Here is a 15,928-nt window from a genome sequence, read left to right as displayed (position 1 = left end):
TGGCACGGGGAGTCAGAGACTCGTCGACGGGGCCGGGCAGGCAATGCCGAACTTCAGCGCCCGTCGCGGAGTGCTTGTCTGATGTCCTGCCGCAGTTGCACTGCCTCTTCGTCGCCGTCGGCCAGCAGCAGTACCGTGAACGGAGTGACCTGCCCTTCCGGTCGGCCGAGCGGACTGGCCCAGTGGCGAACTGCCTCGACGAGGATACGGAAGAGCATGTGCCGGTCCTGGACGCTGTCCGGCAACAGCTGGGGCGCGTTGTCGACGATCACCAGGTAGCCGTCCGCCGGCAGCCAGTGCAGATCCCGGAGGCAGTCGGACAGTGCGTTCCAGTTCCAGCCGAAGTAGCCGGGGAAGAGCAAGGCGTCCGAGAAGTCGTAGAAGACGTGGTCGGCATCTGCCATCCTCGTGCCGTCGAGGCGGGCGACGACGAATCTGCCGGACGCGGGTAGCACCGCAGCCAGTTCCACCAGGAAGCCGCGTGAGCAGACCACGAGCGGATCTCCCGAGGGGAGACACGCGATGTCGGTCATCCTGTCCACCTCGATCGACATTCTCTCCACAGCAATCAGCGGCCTCATGCACTCGACCGATCGGCACGTGCAGTCCTTTGGATACCCTGCGCATCATGCCCTACGTGCCAAATCTCAGCGCGCAGTTGACCGCCGGGTGACACGTCGGGAGTCGGACCAAGTGCCGCTCAAGTGGTTGACTCGCCTTGACCCGCTGGCCCGGACCCAACAGGCTGGACGGGTTTCCCCGAAGCCAACCGAATGTCGATGGAAGACGGTAGCGGTGACTGACACAACACCCAGCCAACCAGGGCCGGGAAATCCTCGTGGACCCCGGCAGTTCCGCGCCAGCCGGGGACGACGTGTGGGCGACGCTGTCATCGGTGTGTTCGTCCGAGCGGGCCTGGTGCCCAGCACTTACATGCTGACCACGACAGGCCGCAAGACCGGCCGGCCGCTCACGCACCCGGCTACGGTGGTCCAGCACGAGGGGCGGCAATGGCTGGTCGCACCGTACGGAGCGGTGTCCTGGGTGCACAACGCCCGCGCCGCCGGACGAGTCGGCCTGGCTCGACGCGGCGACCGGCGGAGTTACGCCGTTCGTGAGATCTCGGCGGCGGAGGCCGGGCCGGTACTCAAACGCTACGTTGCCATCGCCACGCCCACCCGGCCGTACTTCAGCGCCGACAAGGACGCACCGGTCGAGGACTTTGTGGCCGAGGCTGATCGCCACCCCGTCTTCGAACTTTTCCCGATCGATGACCACGGCCCTGCCGTCGGCGATTGACGCTGGTAAACAATGGTGACTCAGGTCGTCCGCTGCTGACCGCGCGCTGCCCGACCTCACGGAGCATCACCTGACCACCGCCCGGTCGTAGCCGAGGTGTGGGCGCGGAGGTTCATCGACGAGATCACCCATTCTGCGCGTCCGAAGGGTCGCCGTCAGATCCCTAGAGCAAGATCCTTCAGGTCGGTCGACTCGCCGACCCGCCACCGGTCCGCTAGGCGACTGTTGATGAGCGCCGTGCGACCTAGCGTTTCGGGCAACACCCCTTCCAACAGAGAGGGCGTTCCCATGCCATTCGCCCCCAATGACAAGGCAGCGCTCGACGACTACTTCACCGCGTTGCGGGCCGTCCACCAAGCCGGTACGAACATCGGTGGCCACAGCCAGACCGCCACGCAGATGTCCGCCCTACGTCAGACGTTCCTCGCACTGGACGGCGTAAACAACGTCAGCTTCACGGTCGCTGCGGTCTGGCCCGCCGTCCAGGACGTCACCGCCCGGGTCAAACTGCTCGCCACGCAGCTGATGGCCACGCCACCCGTGGGCCTGAACCCGGGCCAGGTCACCCTGGCACTGCAGCAGTTAGAGGACGCACACAACACGGTGTCCAACCTGTACGGAGCTTCGCAGTCCACCGGCATGCAACTGATCATGGACTATCTGTAACTGGCCGCGCACCACGACATGATCATTCGACGCCACCGACGGCCTGGCCAGATTGCACGGCATGGGGCCGAAACACTGGACACCATCGAGGCCGCCCTCGAACAGCACAACCTGGGACTGAGCTGACGCCGCCCCCAACGTGACCCGCCAAAAGGGCCCACCCCGCGTACACCGCTGCCGCCCTGCACGACCTGATCGAATGCACTGTCACGCCGCGTGTAGCCCGTCTGCACCTCATGACGAAGATCAGTGCCCGGATTGGGGTCCTGCCGGACGGGGGTGGCGGCGGGTGTGACGAGCCTCTTCACACTGTTGGCGGCCAGCGATGCCTGCGCCACTCGTTCCATGTCGTGAACCCGGCCGGTGGGTTGTCAACGGGTTCACTGCCGTCGAGTTCACCTGGCGTGGGGATATCGAAGCGGTCAGCCCACTCGGCGAGTTCCTGATCGGACATGGGCCACGTGGTGTGTGGCGCTGCGGCTTGCCGCTGGTCGCGTCGTCTCCGCTGCTCCGCGGGGGTGAGTTCGAAGTAGCGCAGCTCCACCGCCGCACCGAGGTCTGCTGCTGCGTGGCGGAGCGCGGAGCGCTCGTTCCGGTCCCAGAGGCCGAAGTCGATCACGACGTTGTTGCCGAGTTCGAGGGCGCGCAGCCCGATCTGGATGAGTCGTCCCTCGATCACGTCCCCGGCCGAAGGCGGATTCTCGTGCCCGTAGAGGGCCTTCACCCATTCGTCCTTCGTCAGGCGCAGCGCATCCTGCTCGATCTCGATGTGCCGAGCGGCCGTGGTCTTTCCAGTGCAGGGGAGCCCCACGGTGAGGAACAGTGTCGGTTGCCCCATCATCACCCTCCGAACGGACGCTCACGGCACACCTGTGCGACAACGCGGTGCGCGGAGCGGAAATCATGAGATTGCGACCACCATGGTGCCTACCAGGTTGACCGCGATGCCCACGAGCGCGATCGGCGAGAGTCGCAGGAGTTTGCTTCGAAGGTATGTGTGCGGTGCCATGCCCAGCACCGCGCTGTCGACGAGCAGCACCACCATGACGACGGTGAGCACGATGGCCGCCACGGCCGGAGGCGAGAGTGAGTCCGGCAGGGCCAACACGACACCGACGGCGGTCAGCGTGATCGCGGGGATGGTCTGCACGACGTCCGCGGCGTACTCCAGGTAGGCGTCGATCTGCTCCGGTGCCAGGTAATCCGGGATCTGGTCCGGCGGGACGTCGGCGTACGGGCGGGCCTCGGCGATCCAGGCCGTCACCTGCCGTTTGGCGCGCTTGACCAGCACCGGGCTGGCGAGGAACATGACGACCGCGGCCAGGAACGGGAGAACTTCGGCCATTACGGCGCGGATGGTCGCGTGTCGAGTTGGATGGTCAGGGGTGCGTCGAGCTCACCGGCACCCTTGTATCCGACACTTGCCCATGACACCGACACCTCCACGGACTCGTTGTCGCGCTTGTGTACCGCGACGAGTTGCCCGTCGGCCTGCTGTGTGCGGGCGACACGGCGTTTGCGCCGGCCGTCGAGATGCAGGGCGCCCGGAGCCCATTCCCCGCTGTCCACGTAGGCGACACCGTCGGTCACGCACCGCCCGCGGACCGTGACCCGGTACTGCAACGGCGAGTCGCTGACGACGACCACGCGATGGATCTCCCCGGACCCGTTGACCACGCAGGGCTCTGCCTCACACACGGCATACGTGTGGACCGTCAGCCAGCCGGGTCGGTTCACCGCCTCCGCACGGCACTTCTCGTCGGGCCCGGGCGCCTTACCCATCTTCGTCACTCTCCCGATCGTAGAAGCCATGCAGCGGCGACACGTCCAGCACCGCCGTGGCGACGTCCGGCGACGCGGTCCGGGCGGCGACGTCGGCCAGCTCCGGCCCGAACGGCCCGGCACTGACCACGCTAACGATGGCGTTCGGCTCGTCCGGCATCCGGTGGTACGCGAGGTCGACCAGCTGTAGGTCCACCCGCGCAAAGTCACACGCGGTGAGGTCGAACCGGGTCACGTAGGCGACGGTCTCGCGCGCAGGCCCGGTGTAGCGGTGTCCGTCGACCGTGATCGTGGCGTGCGCGTCGGACTCGCTGTCGGCCAAGCTTCGACAGAGGTCCAGGAACGCGGTGACGTCGACCCGGCTGGTCCAGCTGACCACGTTTCCGTCCGGCGAGGCGTCGTAGAGCACAACGTCATCCCGCACCTCGTACCGCAGCAGCCGACCGGCCGGCGAGGCTACGACCTCCCCCGACCGCGAGCTCCAGCGCAGGTCAGCGGACCGGTCATTGATCTCGGCGGCGAGGTGCCCCAGCCGCTCGCGGATGTCGGTCAGCTCGGCGTGCCGCTCCACGTCCACCGTGAGCTGGTCGAACAGGGCATCCGCGTCGTCGCGGAAACGGTCGAACGCCTTGCTAAGCACGTCGCGCAGCCGCGCCACCTGATGCTCCCACGACCTCGACAGCTCCTCCTTGATCGCGGCGCGACGGAAGAGGGCACCGACGACGAAGCCGGTGAGCGTCCCACTGCCAAACGAGGCGAGCGGAGGCCGCACCACTGGCGCGATGACCAGCATCCGCTCGGACACATCGACGGGCGCGCGCGTCCTGAGCCGGGTCCACAGCTTTATCGACGCGGTGTCCGCGGCCGACGCCACGTCATCGAGGGCGGACCGGAACGCACCAACGAACGCTGCCTCCGCTGCGCCGGTGTGGAGCAGCAGACGCGGCCCGGCGAGGTGTTCGCGTTGGAACGCGCGCCACGCCTCGTCGAACCTGCGATCGACCAGAGCCAACAGCCGGGTCTGGGCGGTGTCGAAGTCATCGGCCGTCGACCGCCGGAGCCGGTCGACGTCTGAACGGTCGGTGATTCCGGCGGCAAGCCGGCGGCTCGCCGACTCGTGAAGCATCACGATCGTCGAGGTCATCGACGACATCGCGCGGACGAGGGCGGCCAGTCGCCGCCGCCGAAGGGCAACAGTCATCGCCCGCTCGAACGTCCGGAACCCGGGCCGGCCCGGCTCCGCCGCCGCAACCGGGAACACCCATGACGCAGCGCCAGGTCCGTCCAGCGTCGTGACCTGCCTCCTCATCATCGTCGACACCTGCGCTACCTGGTCGGGCTCCGCCGACCCCACCGGGGACAGCACCACGAACGGCGGTTCCGACAGCACTGCGGCCGCGCGTCGCAGGAACTGCACCTCCGGGTCTTTCAGAGGCCCATTCGCGTTCGTCATCAACACCACGAGATCGGCATCCGGAATCGTCTGCGCGAGCGGGCACGCACTGATCACCACATCGGCACCGACCGGTATCCGTCCGACAAGCGCCTGGAACCGGCGCTCGGCGACGGGCATGTCGGATCCGACAACGATCCTTACCCGATCGAGCGGCTGGTCCCGATAGGCATCACCGTCAAGCGCCGCCAGCCGCGTGACGAGTCCCTCCACCTCACCGGCCGGATCCTCGGACCACGCAACGGACTTCACGCGGCCAGTGTCCGGGCGGCCGATGAATCGGTGGAATCCGCCGGACGGGCCGAAACATTCACCTCAGTACCCGGCGCATCCGACGCCAACGCTTTGCATCGTGCGGCCGTTCAGGTAGGTGGCGTCGGTTTCCTCACGTCCGGCTCAACGAACGGCGGCCCGACCTCCCGTAACCAGACCACCCCGGCCACGACGAGCAGCCCGACAGCGGCCAGTAGCACAGCGGCTCCCACTGACGTCAACGTTGCCCTCGGTTGCGTGGATGAACTCTTGTCTTGAGCACGTATGCCTGCTCAGTCTGGATCTCTACCGTGCAAACGTCACAGCCTCGGATTTGGCCTCGTCAACGAGTGCGCCGATCAGCTCTGCCAGCATCACCTCGAGACCAACAGCAGCGCTGACGTTCTGGCGGTCGACATGCTCAGCGGTCAGAGTGTACTGCCCTACTACCCCCGCAGACGCGGAGAGCGCCCCTACCTCACGACGTAGCGCGTGCCGCAGATAGGGCGTGCTCGGCGCCTCTCTGCGCCCGATGCCGGGACACAGAGAGGCGCCGTTGGTGTGGCAGGCACGGAAAGCGTCGGCCGCGTGCGACGCCAAGCTTTCCGTGCGCTGCGCTAATAACCGTAGATCATCTTGTAGGCCACCTCAGGCAGGAACTGCCCGGCGCTGGATCCGCCGCCGACTCCGCAGTTGCCGTCGGACTCCCCCGGCGTCTTGAGCCACAGCAGCATTTCCGCGCCGCCGCCCATCCGGCTGGGTGTGCCGATCCTGCGACCGCCGGGGTTGCACCATTGACCGTTGGAGCCGTTGCCGTTGCGACTGGTGTCGATCACGTATGGCTTGCTGTATCCGAATCTCCAGAGCGCGGAAGCGACCTGATTGCCGTAGTTGGTGTTCTCGCCGGTGGTGAAGTAATTCGAGACGTTCAGCGCGAAGCCGCGTGCATTGCCCACGCCGGCCATGTTCAGCCGCTGCGCCATCGTCTGGGCGTCGACCCAGCGGGGATTTCCGGCGTCGATGTAGGCCCAGGTGTTGGGCGCCTTGGACCGGAACTGGCCGACGGCGCGAGAGAGCATACCCACCCGGTCATTGATCTGCGCCTGGCTCATGCAGTTGAAGTCGCCCAGGGAGTCCGGTTCGAGAACCACTACGGCAGGACGGCTGCCGATGGCGGAGGCGAAGGAGGCGATCCATGAGTCGTAGGCGGCTACGCTGCCGGCGCCGCCACCGGAGTGGCCGCCGCACGCGTCCCGGCCGGGAAGGTTGTAGGCCACCAGCAGCGGAAGCTTGTCAACCGCATCTGCGGCTCCCACATAGCCCCTGACCGCGCTCCCGATGTCGCCGCTCCAGTTGCCGAACCACCTGGCCATCGGCTTCTGCGCGATCTCGGTACGGATGGCGGCGGCGCGTCCGTCGCCCGGATTTGCGGCCGCCCACCTCGCTGGGCTCGAGTTGGGGTCGACGTAGAAGCCGCTGGTCTGACCGACCGGATCCGCGTGCGCAGCTGGTGCCCCGAGCAGGATCGCGGGAACCGCCAACGCCAGAGCGGCGGCAAGTCCCCAGGGGCGGGTGAAGCGTCTCATGGGCAAATCCCCTCTGAGTGAACTGGAAGCGCTTCCAGCGATGTGCATCCATGCGTTACCGTCCGATGTTCAGGAAATATCAGGCAGATGTCAAGCGAGGTCATCCTCGTGGCAAGATCGGGTTCAGGGATTTCTGGGACCGCTTCCAGCCTGACGGCGGCGGTAAGCCGCCTCGACGCCGTCGATGCCGGCCGATACGATCGGTCAGCGGAAACGTCACCGGCCGGTGGTAGCGGCTGCCCCGACGTCGAACAGGAAGGACTCGGCATCGCGATGGCAGCGCAGAGGCCCCGTCGGCAACCGACCCTCGACGAGGTGGCCGAACGCGCGGGCGTGTCACGTTCCGCCGCGTCCCGGGTGATCAACAAGGCGCCGCATGTCAGCCGCGCCACGCGCGATGCCGTGGAGCGCGCCATCAAGGAGATGGGCTATCTACCCAACCGCACCGCCCGCGCCTTGGCCACCCAACAGACGGGGATCGTCGCGCTCGCGGTCTCCCATGACGATCCCGAGCTGTTCGCCGACCCGTTCTTTGCCCAGGTCATCGTCGGCGTGTCCGCAGCGCTTGAGGAGACCGACCTTCACCTGCTGCTGTGCCTGGCCAGCTCCGGCCGGGGCCGGTCCCGGCTGACCAACCTTCTGCACACGCGCGGCGTCGACGGCATCATGCTGATGGCCCTGCACGGCGACGATCCGCTGACTCACATCGTGCGTCGGGCCGGCCTGCCCGCGGTGTACGGCGGGCGGCCATTGAATTTCGAGCCACAGTGGTACGTCGACTCCGACAACCTCGGCGGCGCGCGACTCGCCACCGAATACCTCATCAGCCTCGGCCGAACCCGGATCGTCACCATCACCGGCCCCATGTCCACCGACGTCGGCCGCGCTCGCCACCGCGGCTACCACGAGGCGATGATCATGGCTGGGCTGATCCCGTACGCGACGGCAGAAGGCGACTTCACCAAGACCGGGGGCGCCGCAGCGATGAAGTCACTGCTTGACAGTCACCCCGACCTCGACGCCATCTTCGCCGCCAGCGACGACACGGCGGCGGGCGCCCTACGCGTCCTCATCGATGCCGGACGGTCCGTGCCAGCCGACGTGGCAGTCGTGGGCTTCGACGACCTCGGCACGGCCGAACGAACCGATCCGCCGTTGACCACCGTTCACCAGTCAGTCCAGGCCCTGGGCAAAGAAATGACCCGAATGCTCGTTGAGCTCATCGCGGGACACGAACCCTCGTCCGTCATCCTGCCCACGAAGTTGGTGCTACGCGACTCGGCATGATCCGCGACCCCAGCCCAGCGGCCGGGGCGGATGGATGCTCTACCGTGCCAGAGGTTGTGTGAGCCGGAACCTGAAGCCCTGGTCACGACACCGAACGCAGTTTGGCACCGTACGAGGTCCCTGCACCGGGACCGTTCGTCGGCCGTCCGGTCCAGGCGCAGGACCTGCGCATCAGCGGTCCCGGCCCGCCAGCTCGAGCACGGGCACCCGGGAGACCCGGAACGCGGGCCACGCCGCAGCGACGACGCCGGCCGTGACCGCAACGACGAGCGTCACTGCGAGACGGGACCACGGTACGACGACGGATGGGATCTCCGCGCCACCGGTGACGTCGATCAGCGCCCAGCCGAAGCCGACTGCCATGGCGATGCCGATCGATGCTGCCACGAACGACAGGAGTGCCACCTCGAGCCGCACGATTCGACGTAGTTCGCGCCGAGTCGCGCCGACCGCTCGCAGCAGCCCGAATTCTCCAGAGCGTTCATTGATCGCGAGCGCCGTGGTGTTGGCGACTCCGAGGAGCGCGATGAAGCTCGCGAGGAGGAGCATCCCGTCGATGAAGTTCCGGAACGCGGCGATCTCGCTGCCGCTCTTGGCGACGTGCTCTGCCCGGGTCTCGAAGAACGACCCGGGCGTGGCTCGGACCAGTGCCCTCACGTCTTTTTCGGCGTCTGCGACCATTCCGTCGGCGAGGTCGACGAACAACAGAGCGTCGAGCAGGCGACCGACTGAGGCATCGAGTGTCGCGCGGTCGACGAAGTACAAAGGGGCTTCGAAGCCGCCGGTGCTCCTCGCGACCACGGCAACGATCGGCGCCTCGAGTGTCGAGCGTTCGAACTCGATCGCGAGGGTGCCGCCGAGCAGCGTCGGGTCGTCGCCGACCACGGCCACGCCCCCCTCGCTCAGGTCGGCGAGGTCGCCGGCGATCGGGTCGAGGTCGAACATGGTGGGCAGTGCCGTCGGGTCGATGCCGCCGATCGCTTCGGCCTTACCTGCCACGATCCCTTCGGCGATCGACAGCGCAGCGACCGCGTCGACGTCGGGCAGCGCTTCGATCCGGCCGGCCAGGGCGGGGTCGATCGTCGGGAAGTCGGCGGTCGCCGACGTGACCACCAGGTCTGCCTGCAGTCCTTTACGGACGTCCGTCCCGACCGCGCTCGTCAGTGAGCTCGCGAAGATCGCGAAGATCGTCACCATCGCGGTGCCGAGCATGAGCGCGAGCGCCGTCGACGCCGATCGGCGGGGGCTCGCTGCCAGATTGCCCGCTGCGATCGAGCCACACACACCGGCGGCGCGGCGGGCCACCTGAGCACTCCCCCGCGCTGCGGCGGTCACGATCGCCGGGCCGCACAGCACAAGCGCCGGGACGATGGCACCGACGAACAGAACCCACGTCGCGCTCGAGCGCACCACAGCCACAGCTCCTCCAGCGATCGCCGCCGCGGCGAGCACGAGTCCGCTCGCAGTTCGCGCCGGGCTCACGGCCCGGGGTTCCGCCGCGCTCTCGCGCAGCGCCTCGATCGGCGGTGTCGCCGCCGCACGGCGAGCCGGGATCCATGCCGACAGGATCGTTGCGCCGATACCGACGGTCGCGGCGACCGCGATCGAGGTCGTGCTCACGATCGACGGCCCGGTGAGCAACGTGATCCCGGCGAGTCCGACAAGCCAGCGCAGCACGTCCACTCCCGCGACCCCGCACACGAGGCCGGCGAGCGTGGCGATCGTCCCGACGAGCGCCGCCTCGATCACCACTCCGCCGAGCAGTTGGCGTCGTTGCGCACCGATCGCACGCAGCAGCCCCGACTCCCGCCGACGGCGAGCGACGGTGAGCGCGAACGTGTTGAAGATGATCGTCACGCCGATCAACACCGCAATCACGGCGAAGGCCAGGAGGAACACGGTCAGGAACTGCAGCGGTGACGTCGCGGCGTCCTGCATCGTCCGGATGTGGTCGGGCCCGTCGACGACCTCGGCACCAGTCAGCGCCGCCAATCGGCCGAGTACCTCGACGCGGTCAACGCCCTCCGCGACGTCGACGAGCACCTCCGTCGGCGCGGCGGCGGTGTCGAGCCAGGCGGACACCGCTCCGTCGGGCAACAGCACCGTTCGCTGCAGCGGTGCCGCGTCCGCCGACGCGAACGTCGCGACACCGGTGATGGTCGCGTCGTGTATCCCCGTCGTGGTCAGGACCTGTACGACGGCACCCGGAGCCAAGCCCGCGTCGCCAGCGAGCGATCGATCGATCACGACCTCGCCGACCTTGGTCGGTGGCCGCCCGCTCGTGAGCCGGAACGGATTGAGCGCCGGGTCGGCGATCCAGTTGCGACCGACGTCGCTGGCCGTGCCGGTTCCGACTGACGATCCGTCGACGACCAGCTTCGCGAAGCCGACCCATTGCGAGGCGGCCCCGTCGACGCCATCGACCGTAGCCACGCGCTTGGTGATGTCGGGGTCCAGTGACCGCCGAACCGACCTTTCCGGATCTCCCGGCCCTCCGCCGGGCTCGCCGAGGACGACGCCCTGCACCACCGCATCTGTCCCGGCCAACGCTTCGGCGATGTCACTGGCTGCTCGGCCACGCATCGAGTCGGACAGCACCAGCGTCGCGACGAGGAACGCCACCGACAGCATGATCGCCGTGCCCGTCAGCACGAACCGACCCCGACTCGCGAGCACGCTTCGAGCCGCACTCCGCATCATCTGGCTCATCGCCCCAGGCCCTTCATCACGTCGATCACCGCATCGGCCGACGGGTGATCCATCACGTCGTGCACTCGGCCGTCGACGACGAACACGACGTGGTCCGCCCAGGCAGCGGCGTTGGGATCGTGCGTGACCATCACGATCGACTGGTGATGCAGATCGACTGCTGATCGCAGGAAGCCGAGGATCTCCTGTCCGGACCGGGTGTCGAGGTTGCCGGTGGGCTCGTCGGCGAACACCACCTGCGGCTGGGCGACCAGCGCCCGGGCGACGGCAACTCGCTGTTGCTGGCCACCCGAGAGCTCCGTCGGCCGATGATGCAGGCGATCACCGAGGCGCAGCAGCGACACGACCTGATCGAGCACTGCGACACTCGGCCTGCGCCCCGACAACGTCATCGGCAGGCAGATGTTCTCCTCGGCCGTGAGCGTCGCCACCAGATTGAACGCTTGGAACACGAACCCGATCCGTTCTCGGCGCAGCCTGGTCAACTCGCGATCGTTGAGCGTCGACAGATCGGTGTTGCCGACGAATGCGCGGCCCGACGTCAGTTGATCCAGCCCGGCGGCGCAGTGCATCATCGTCGACTTTCCCGAACCCGACGGGCCCATCACAGCCGTGAACTTCCCCGCCGGGAACGCGATGGTGACGTCGTTGAGCGCGACGACGGCCGACCGGTCGGAGCCGTATCGCTTGACGGCGCCGACGAGCATGGCGGCAGCGTCATCAGCGTTGGCTGGCAGCGCGCTGCCGGGCTGCCGATCGACGACCGTGGAACCTGGACGTGCGGACACGAAACCTCCGATGAGTGGTTGGTCAGGGACGGCACCCACCGGCCTGCCAACCGACCGGCTGGCGCTTGCCCGGGCGGCGCTGCGTTGACTGCCATCACCGGCCCTCTACTGCGGGTTACGTCGCTTGTCTGAGGCCTAGTGGTACCGAGCGAATCTGAGCCGACCGTTAATGCGGCGCTCAGGCCGGGTGGCCGGACCAGGTGCTCACGTACGCACCTCGGCCGGTGTCGCCCGCATGTTCGGCCGTAGCACCCACCACAGCAGGCCGACCCAGAGCGCGGTCAGGATCGCGGGGCCGAGCAGGTCGGTCGGGTGGTGCATGCCGCGGTACATCCGGGACAGCGCGACACCGGCCGGCATGACCACCGCGAGCACCACGGCGAACCAGCGCCACCGGCTGCTCACCCGGTCCATGATCAGGACCGCGATCGCCACCCAGATGCACATCGTCGCGGCGATGTGCCCCGACGGGAACGACGACGTGGGTATCGGGGAGTCGAGCTGCGGCACCGGTGGGCCGTCCCGTTGGACGCTGGCCGCGGTGCACAGGAACAGGGTGAGCTCGCCGATCATGGTGAGCACCACGAACACCACCGGTCGCCACTGCCGCCACACGGCAAACGCGATCGGGCAGACCACCAGCGAGATGGCCAGGATGGCGCGGGTGTCGCCGGCTTTGCTCCACACCCAGCTCACGTCGTCCAGGGCGGGCGTGCGCAACGTCTGCAGCCACCGGACCACGCCGTCGTCGAAACGTCCCAGCCAGGTGCCCTCGGTGTGGTTCTTCAACAGGTAGCCGACGACGTAAAGGATGCCGAACGTGAACACCCAGCCGGTCAGGATCTCGGTGGCCTTGACCCACCGGTGCGGGATCGGGCGGCCGGAGTCCGGCGCCGGTTTGGTCGCCTCGGCGGGTGCCGGCTCACGGCCGTCGTCGAGCGACGCCTCCGGGTGCCCCGCCTCGCGCCGCCACAGCCGGAACGCGTACGCCGTGACGCTCAGCCACAGCGCGCCGAGCAGCCAGCCGGCCAGCACGTCGGTCAGGTAGTGCACGCCGAGCGCGATCCGGGTCACCCCGATCGCGACCACGAGCAGCGCGACGGCCGCCGTGAACAGCTTCCGGTAGCGCACTGCGGGCAGGAACACGAGCAGCAGCGCGCCGTAGACCACCATCGACCCGAGCGCGTGCCCGCTCGGGAAGCTGTTGCCGGACGCGATCGCCACCGGTGCCTCGACCACCGGGCGCAACCGGCCGACCAGCGACTTCACCGACGGATCGAGCAGCAGCGCGCCGGCGGTGGTGGCCAGCAGGTAGACGGCGAGGCGGACCCGCCGGCGCACCAGCAGCAGCAGCGCGGCGACACCGACCAGCCGGAGCATGACCGGCCGCCCGCCCAGCCGGGTTATCCCGTTGAGCGCGTTCACCAGGTACGACCGGGGCGACACGACCTCGTTGAGCTCCCGGACGACACCGCGGTCGACGTTCGTCATCGGCTCCAGGTGCAGCCGTACGAAGAGCACCAGCAGCCCGAACCCGAGCCCGATCGCGACGACCAGCAGCGGCACCCACCGGCCGGCCAGCCGACCGGGCGGCGCTTCCCCGGACACCACCGCGTTGACTGCCATCAATGGACTCCAGGTACGAGCTGCATCGCTTATCCGATGCCGACTTCGTACCGAGCGAATCTGAGACGACGATTAATAGACGTGCGGGCGGTGAAGGTGAGGTGGCACCGTGGTACCGCCTCCTCTGTCGAGATTGACGACCGCAGTACGACGAAACGGGGCGGAATCGGGCCTAGCTTTCAGGCTATGACGAAGTTTCACAGTCCACCGCGGAGGTTCGGGGCGGCCGCCATGGCGCTGGCGACGGCGTTCACCGCCGTCGCGTGCGGGTCGGACGCCGACAACAGCGCGGCGCCTGCTGAGTCCGGCTCGCACAGCGCGCACGCGGGCGGGTCGTCAGCTCCCCCGCAGCCGCTGCGCGCCGGCGAGCGGTTCGTCGGCCTGAAGATGGCCGAGGCCTACACGCCTGCGCCGCCGGAGGGCGGCGGCTCGGACGAGTACCGGTGCCAGGTGCTCGATCCGGGCCTGACCAAGACGGCGTTCCTGACCGGGACCCAGTTCATGCCGGAGAACGTCGCCATCGCGCACCACGCCATCGTGTACGCGGTGCCGCCAGGCGGCGCTGCCGCGGTGCGCGAGCACGACACGAAGACCCCCGGCCTCGGCTGGCAGTGTTTCGGCGGGACCGGCGTGGCCGGCGCCGAGGTGGAAGAAGGGGACGCGGCGTGGGTGGACACCTGGGCGCCGGGCGCCACGGAGACGCTGCTCGACCAGGACGCCGGCTACAAGCTGGAGCCGGGCAGCCTGCTCGTCCTTCAGATCCACTACAACCTGCTCGCGAGAGGCGGCAAGCCGGCCGGGTCGGACCGCTCGGCGGTGCGGCTGCGGCTGACGGACGGTACGCCACAGACCCGGGAACTCGAGACGTGGTCGCTCGACGCGCCGGTCGACCTGCCCTGCGCCGCCGACGAGTCGGGTCCGCTGTGTGACCGGGCGGCCTCGATCGTGGACGTGACGAAGCGTTTCGGGGCGGAGGTTGGCGAGATGGCGGACCGTCAGGTGGAGGAATGCAACCAGGGTGGCGTGCCGAAGCCCGGTGACATCCAGACCTGCGATCACAGGGTGGAGGCGCCGATGACGTTGTTCGCCGGTTTCGGCCACATGCACATGCTCGGGCGGGCCTTGAAGGTCGAACTCAACCCGGGCACGCCGAAGGCCATGGTCGTGTTGGATGTGCCGCAGTTCGACTTCGACAACCAGCGGCTGATGAAGCTGCCGTCGCCGGTGGAGATCGGTCCGGGGGACACGCTGCGGGTGACGTGTACGCACGACGCGGGGCTGCGCAAACTAGTGCCGCAGCTGAAGAAGTTGCCGCCGCGCTACGTGGTATGGGGCGACGGTACTAGCGACGAGATGTGCATCGGCATCATGGTGGTCTCTCCCCGCAAGTCCTGACGAAGCGTCGAACGTGTGTGAGTTCACTGAGGTCACAAGCCGAACAGCGCTGAGCTCACACACGTCCGCACCGAACTCACACCCGTACGGCGTCGGCCCGGAGCGGCGCGGCTGAAACCTACGGTCGCGCTCCCGACGGACGCGCGAGATGAAGCGTCAAATCGGCCGGGTGAGTCGCAGGTCGTAGGCGAGGGTGACGGCCTGGATCCGGTCCCGTGCGCCGATCTTGGCGAGGACCCGCCCGACGTGGGTCTTCACCGTCGACTCCGACAGCGTGAACCGTTGCGCGATCTCGCCGTTGGTGAGGCCGTGGCCGATGGCGACGAAGACCTCGCGCTCGCGTTCGGTCAGGGAGTCCAGCCGGGGATCCTGTCGCACGGGCCCGCGGAGGTCATCGTCGATTCGGTCGGCGAACGCGTCGAGCAGCCGCCGAGTCAACGCCGGCGCGATCACCGTGTCCCCGGCGGCGACGGCCCGGATGCCGGCGAGCAGCTCCTCCGGGCGGGTGTCCTGGAGTAGGAAACCGCTCGCTCCGGCCCGCAGCGCGGCGAGCGCGTACCGGTCCGCGTCGAACGTCAGCACCAGGATCCGCGAACGTCCGCCGACGGCGACGATGCGCCGGGTGGCCTCGATGCCGTCGACGCCCTTCCTGCGGATGTTCATCAGGACCACGTCGGGATGCAGCTCGGTGGTCCATCGAATGGCCTCGGCGCAGTTCTCGGCCTCGCCGACGATCTCAGTGTCGGGGGTGCTCTCCAGCAGCATGCGAAACCCGACGCGTTGCAGCGGCTGGGCCTCCACCACGAGCACAGTGATCACGATTGGCCGCCTTTCCGGTTCGCGCGCACGATCCAGCCGCCGTCCGGTGCGGCGCCGGCGCTGACCGTGCCGCCGAGGGGCGCGGCGGGTCCGGCCATGCAGGCGGGGCCGAGACCCGGGTCGCTCGGCGATGCCTACTTTCCTACCGAGCGGACCTGAGACGACTGTTAGAAACACTGACGTACGGTGCGCATGCCGCCGACGTCGTGCTCCCACACGTCGGAGTGGACCGGGGTGATCTCTCCCTCCGCCACCAGCTTGTGCGT

The 15,928-nt window shown here is 68.2% G+C and carries 14 protein-coding genes; 4 read left to right on the top strand and 10 right to left on the bottom strand.

The window, feature by feature from the left end:
* Positions 1-53: 53 nt before the first annotated feature.
* Entirely contained in the window at positions 54-533 is a 480-nt protein-coding gene (locus tag KBX50_RS03195; protein ID WP_210934515.1) for a barstar family protein, read from the bottom strand.
* Between KBX50_RS03195 and KBX50_RS03190 the strand changes: the two genes are divergently transcribed.
* Complete coding sequence (locus KBX50_RS03190) at positions 523-1,299, top strand: nitroreductase family deazaflavin-dependent oxidoreductase (protein WP_210934514.1); 777 nt, start codon at positions 523-525, stop codon at positions 1,297-1,299. The genes KBX50_RS03195 and KBX50_RS03190 overlap by 11 nt on opposite strands.
* 288 nt (positions 1,300-1,587) lie before the next feature.
* Positions 1,588-1,965: a hypothetical protein gene (locus KBX50_RS03185; RefSeq protein WP_210934513.1), complete on the top strand. Its 378-nt coding sequence runs from the start codon at positions 1,588-1,590 to the stop codon at positions 1,963-1,965.
* A gap of 304 nt (positions 1,966-2,269) precedes the next feature.
* Here the strand turns inward: KBX50_RS03185 and KBX50_RS03180 are convergent, their stop codons facing one another.
* From KBX50_RS03180 to KBX50_RS03160, 5 genes are all read right to left on the bottom strand, one after another.
* Positions 2,270-2,803, bottom strand: coding sequence for an ATP-binding protein (locus KBX50_RS03180; protein ID WP_247673060.1), 534 nt, complete (start codon positions 2,801-2,803; stop codon positions 2,270-2,272).
* A gap of 63 nt (positions 2,804-2,866) precedes the next feature.
* Positions 2,867-3,310: a hypothetical protein gene (locus tag KBX50_RS03175; RefSeq protein ID WP_093409690.1), complete on the bottom strand. Its 444-nt coding sequence runs from the start codon at positions 3,308-3,310 to the stop codon at positions 2,867-2,869.
* The gene (locus KBX50_RS03170; protein WP_139233233.1) at positions 3,310-3,756 is read right to left on the bottom strand and encodes a hypothetical protein; all 447 of its coding nucleotides are present in this window, start codon (positions 3,754-3,756) and stop codon (positions 3,310-3,312) included. The genes KBX50_RS03175 and KBX50_RS03170 overlap by 1 nt, the downstream gene beginning before the upstream one ends.
* A complete protein-coding gene (locus KBX50_RS03165) occupies positions 3,740-5,452 on the bottom strand; it encodes a hypothetical protein (RefSeq protein ID WP_210934509.1) in 1,713 nt (570 codons plus the stop codon). The genes KBX50_RS03170 and KBX50_RS03165 overlap by 17 nt, the downstream gene beginning before the upstream one ends.
* A 617-nt stretch (positions 5,453-6,069) precedes the next feature.
* Complete coding sequence (locus KBX50_RS03160; RefSeq protein WP_210934507.1) at positions 6,070-7,038, bottom strand: glycoside hydrolase family 6 protein; 969 nt, start codon at positions 7,036-7,038, stop codon at positions 6,070-6,072.
* A gap of 273 nt (positions 7,039-7,311) precedes the next feature.
* Between KBX50_RS03160 and KBX50_RS03155 the strand changes: the two genes are divergently transcribed.
* Positions 7,312-8,325 carry a LacI family DNA-binding transcriptional regulator gene (locus tag KBX50_RS03155; protein WP_210935093.1) on the top strand — a complete coding sequence of 338 codons (1,014 nt, stop codon included), beginning with the start codon at positions 7,312-7,314 and terminating at the stop codon, positions 8,323-8,325.
* Between the two features lie 171 nt (positions 8,326-8,496).
* Here the strand turns inward: KBX50_RS03155 and KBX50_RS03150 are convergent, their stop codons facing one another.
* The 3 genes from KBX50_RS03150 to KBX50_RS03140 all read right to left on the bottom strand — a co-directional run bounded on the left by KBX50_RS03150 (position 8,497) and on the right by KBX50_RS03140 (position 13,448).
* Positions 8,497-11,034 (bottom strand): FtsX-like permease family protein, encoded by a 2,538-nt coding sequence (locus KBX50_RS03150; RefSeq protein WP_210934505.1) that lies wholly within the window; start codon positions 11,032-11,034, stop codon positions 8,497-8,499.
* Positions 11,031-11,741 carry an ABC transporter ATP-binding protein gene (locus KBX50_RS03145; protein ID WP_210934503.1) on the bottom strand — a complete coding sequence of 237 codons (711 nt, stop codon included), beginning with the start codon at positions 11,739-11,741 and terminating at the stop codon, positions 11,031-11,033. The genes KBX50_RS03150 and KBX50_RS03145 overlap by 4 nt, the downstream gene beginning before the upstream one ends.
* A 285-nt stretch (positions 11,742-12,026) precedes the next feature.
* Positions 12,027-13,448 (bottom strand): phosphatase PAP2 family protein, encoded by a 1,422-nt coding sequence (locus KBX50_RS03140; RefSeq protein WP_210934501.1) that lies wholly within the window; start codon positions 13,446-13,448, stop codon positions 12,027-12,029.
* A gap of 81 nt (positions 13,449-13,529) precedes the next feature.
* Here KBX50_RS03140 and KBX50_RS03135 point away from each other — a divergent pair, with 81 nt between their 5' ends.
* Positions 13,530-14,843 carry a monooxygenase gene (locus KBX50_RS03135; protein WP_307870819.1) on the top strand — a complete coding sequence of 438 codons (1,314 nt, stop codon included), beginning with the start codon at positions 13,530-13,532 and terminating at the stop codon, positions 14,841-14,843.
* 156 nt (positions 14,844-14,999) lie between these two features.
* On the opposite strand, the gene KBX50_RS32615 is transcribed toward KBX50_RS03135, so the two are convergent.
* Complete coding sequence (locus KBX50_RS32615; protein WP_307870849.1) at positions 15,000-15,665, bottom strand: response regulator transcription factor; 666 nt, start codon at positions 15,663-15,665, stop codon at positions 15,000-15,002.
* Between the last annotated feature and the right edge of the window lie 263 nt (positions 15,666-15,928).

Source organism: Micromonospora sp. C51 (assembly GCF_018070435.1).
In the GTDB taxonomy this organism is placed as follows: Bacteria; Actinomycetota; Actinomycetes; order Mycobacteriales; family Micromonosporaceae; genus Micromonospora; species Micromonospora sediminimaris.
Note: the sequence above shows the minus strand (reverse complement) of the source record. Positions and strands in the feature narration are given on the sequence as shown.

Coding starts and splice junctions, on each gene's coding strand:
- KBX50_RS03190 (WP_210934514.1), top strand. CDS start 523: ATGTCGGTCATCCTGTCCACCTCGATCGACATTCTCTCCACAGCAATC.
- KBX50_RS03195 (WP_210934515.1), bottom strand. CDS start 533: ATGACCGACATCGCGTGTCTCCCCTCGGGAGATCCGCTCGTGGTCTGC.
- KBX50_RS03185 (WP_210934513.1), top strand. CDS start 1,588: ATGCCATTCGCCCCCAATGACAAGGCAGCGCTCGACGACTACTTCACC.
- KBX50_RS03180 (WP_247673060.1), bottom strand. CDS start 2,803: ATGGGGCAACCGACACTGTTCCTCACCGTGGGGCTCCCCTGCACTGGA.
- KBX50_RS03175 (WP_093409690.1), bottom strand. CDS start 3,310: ATGGCCGAAGTTCTCCCGTTCCTGGCCGCGGTCGTCATGTTCCTCGCC.
- KBX50_RS03160 (WP_210934507.1), bottom strand. CDS start 7,038: ATGAGACGCTTCACCCGCCCCTGGGGACTTGCCGCCGCTCTGGCGTTG.
- KBX50_RS03155 (WP_210935093.1), top strand. CDS start 7,312: ATGGCAGCGCAGAGGCCCCGTCGGCAACCGACCCTCGACGAGGTGGCC.
- KBX50_RS03150 (WP_210934505.1), bottom strand. CDS start 11,034: ATGAGCCAGATGATGCGGAGTGCGGCTCGAAGCGTGCTCGCGAGTCGG.
- KBX50_RS03145 (WP_210934503.1), bottom strand. CDS start 11,741: ATGCTCGTCGGCGCCGTCAAGCGATACGGCTCCGACCGGTCGGCCGTC.
- KBX50_RS03140 (WP_210934501.1), bottom strand. CDS start 13,448: ATGGCAGTCAACGCGGTGGTGTCCGGGGAAGCGCCGCCCGGTCGGCTG.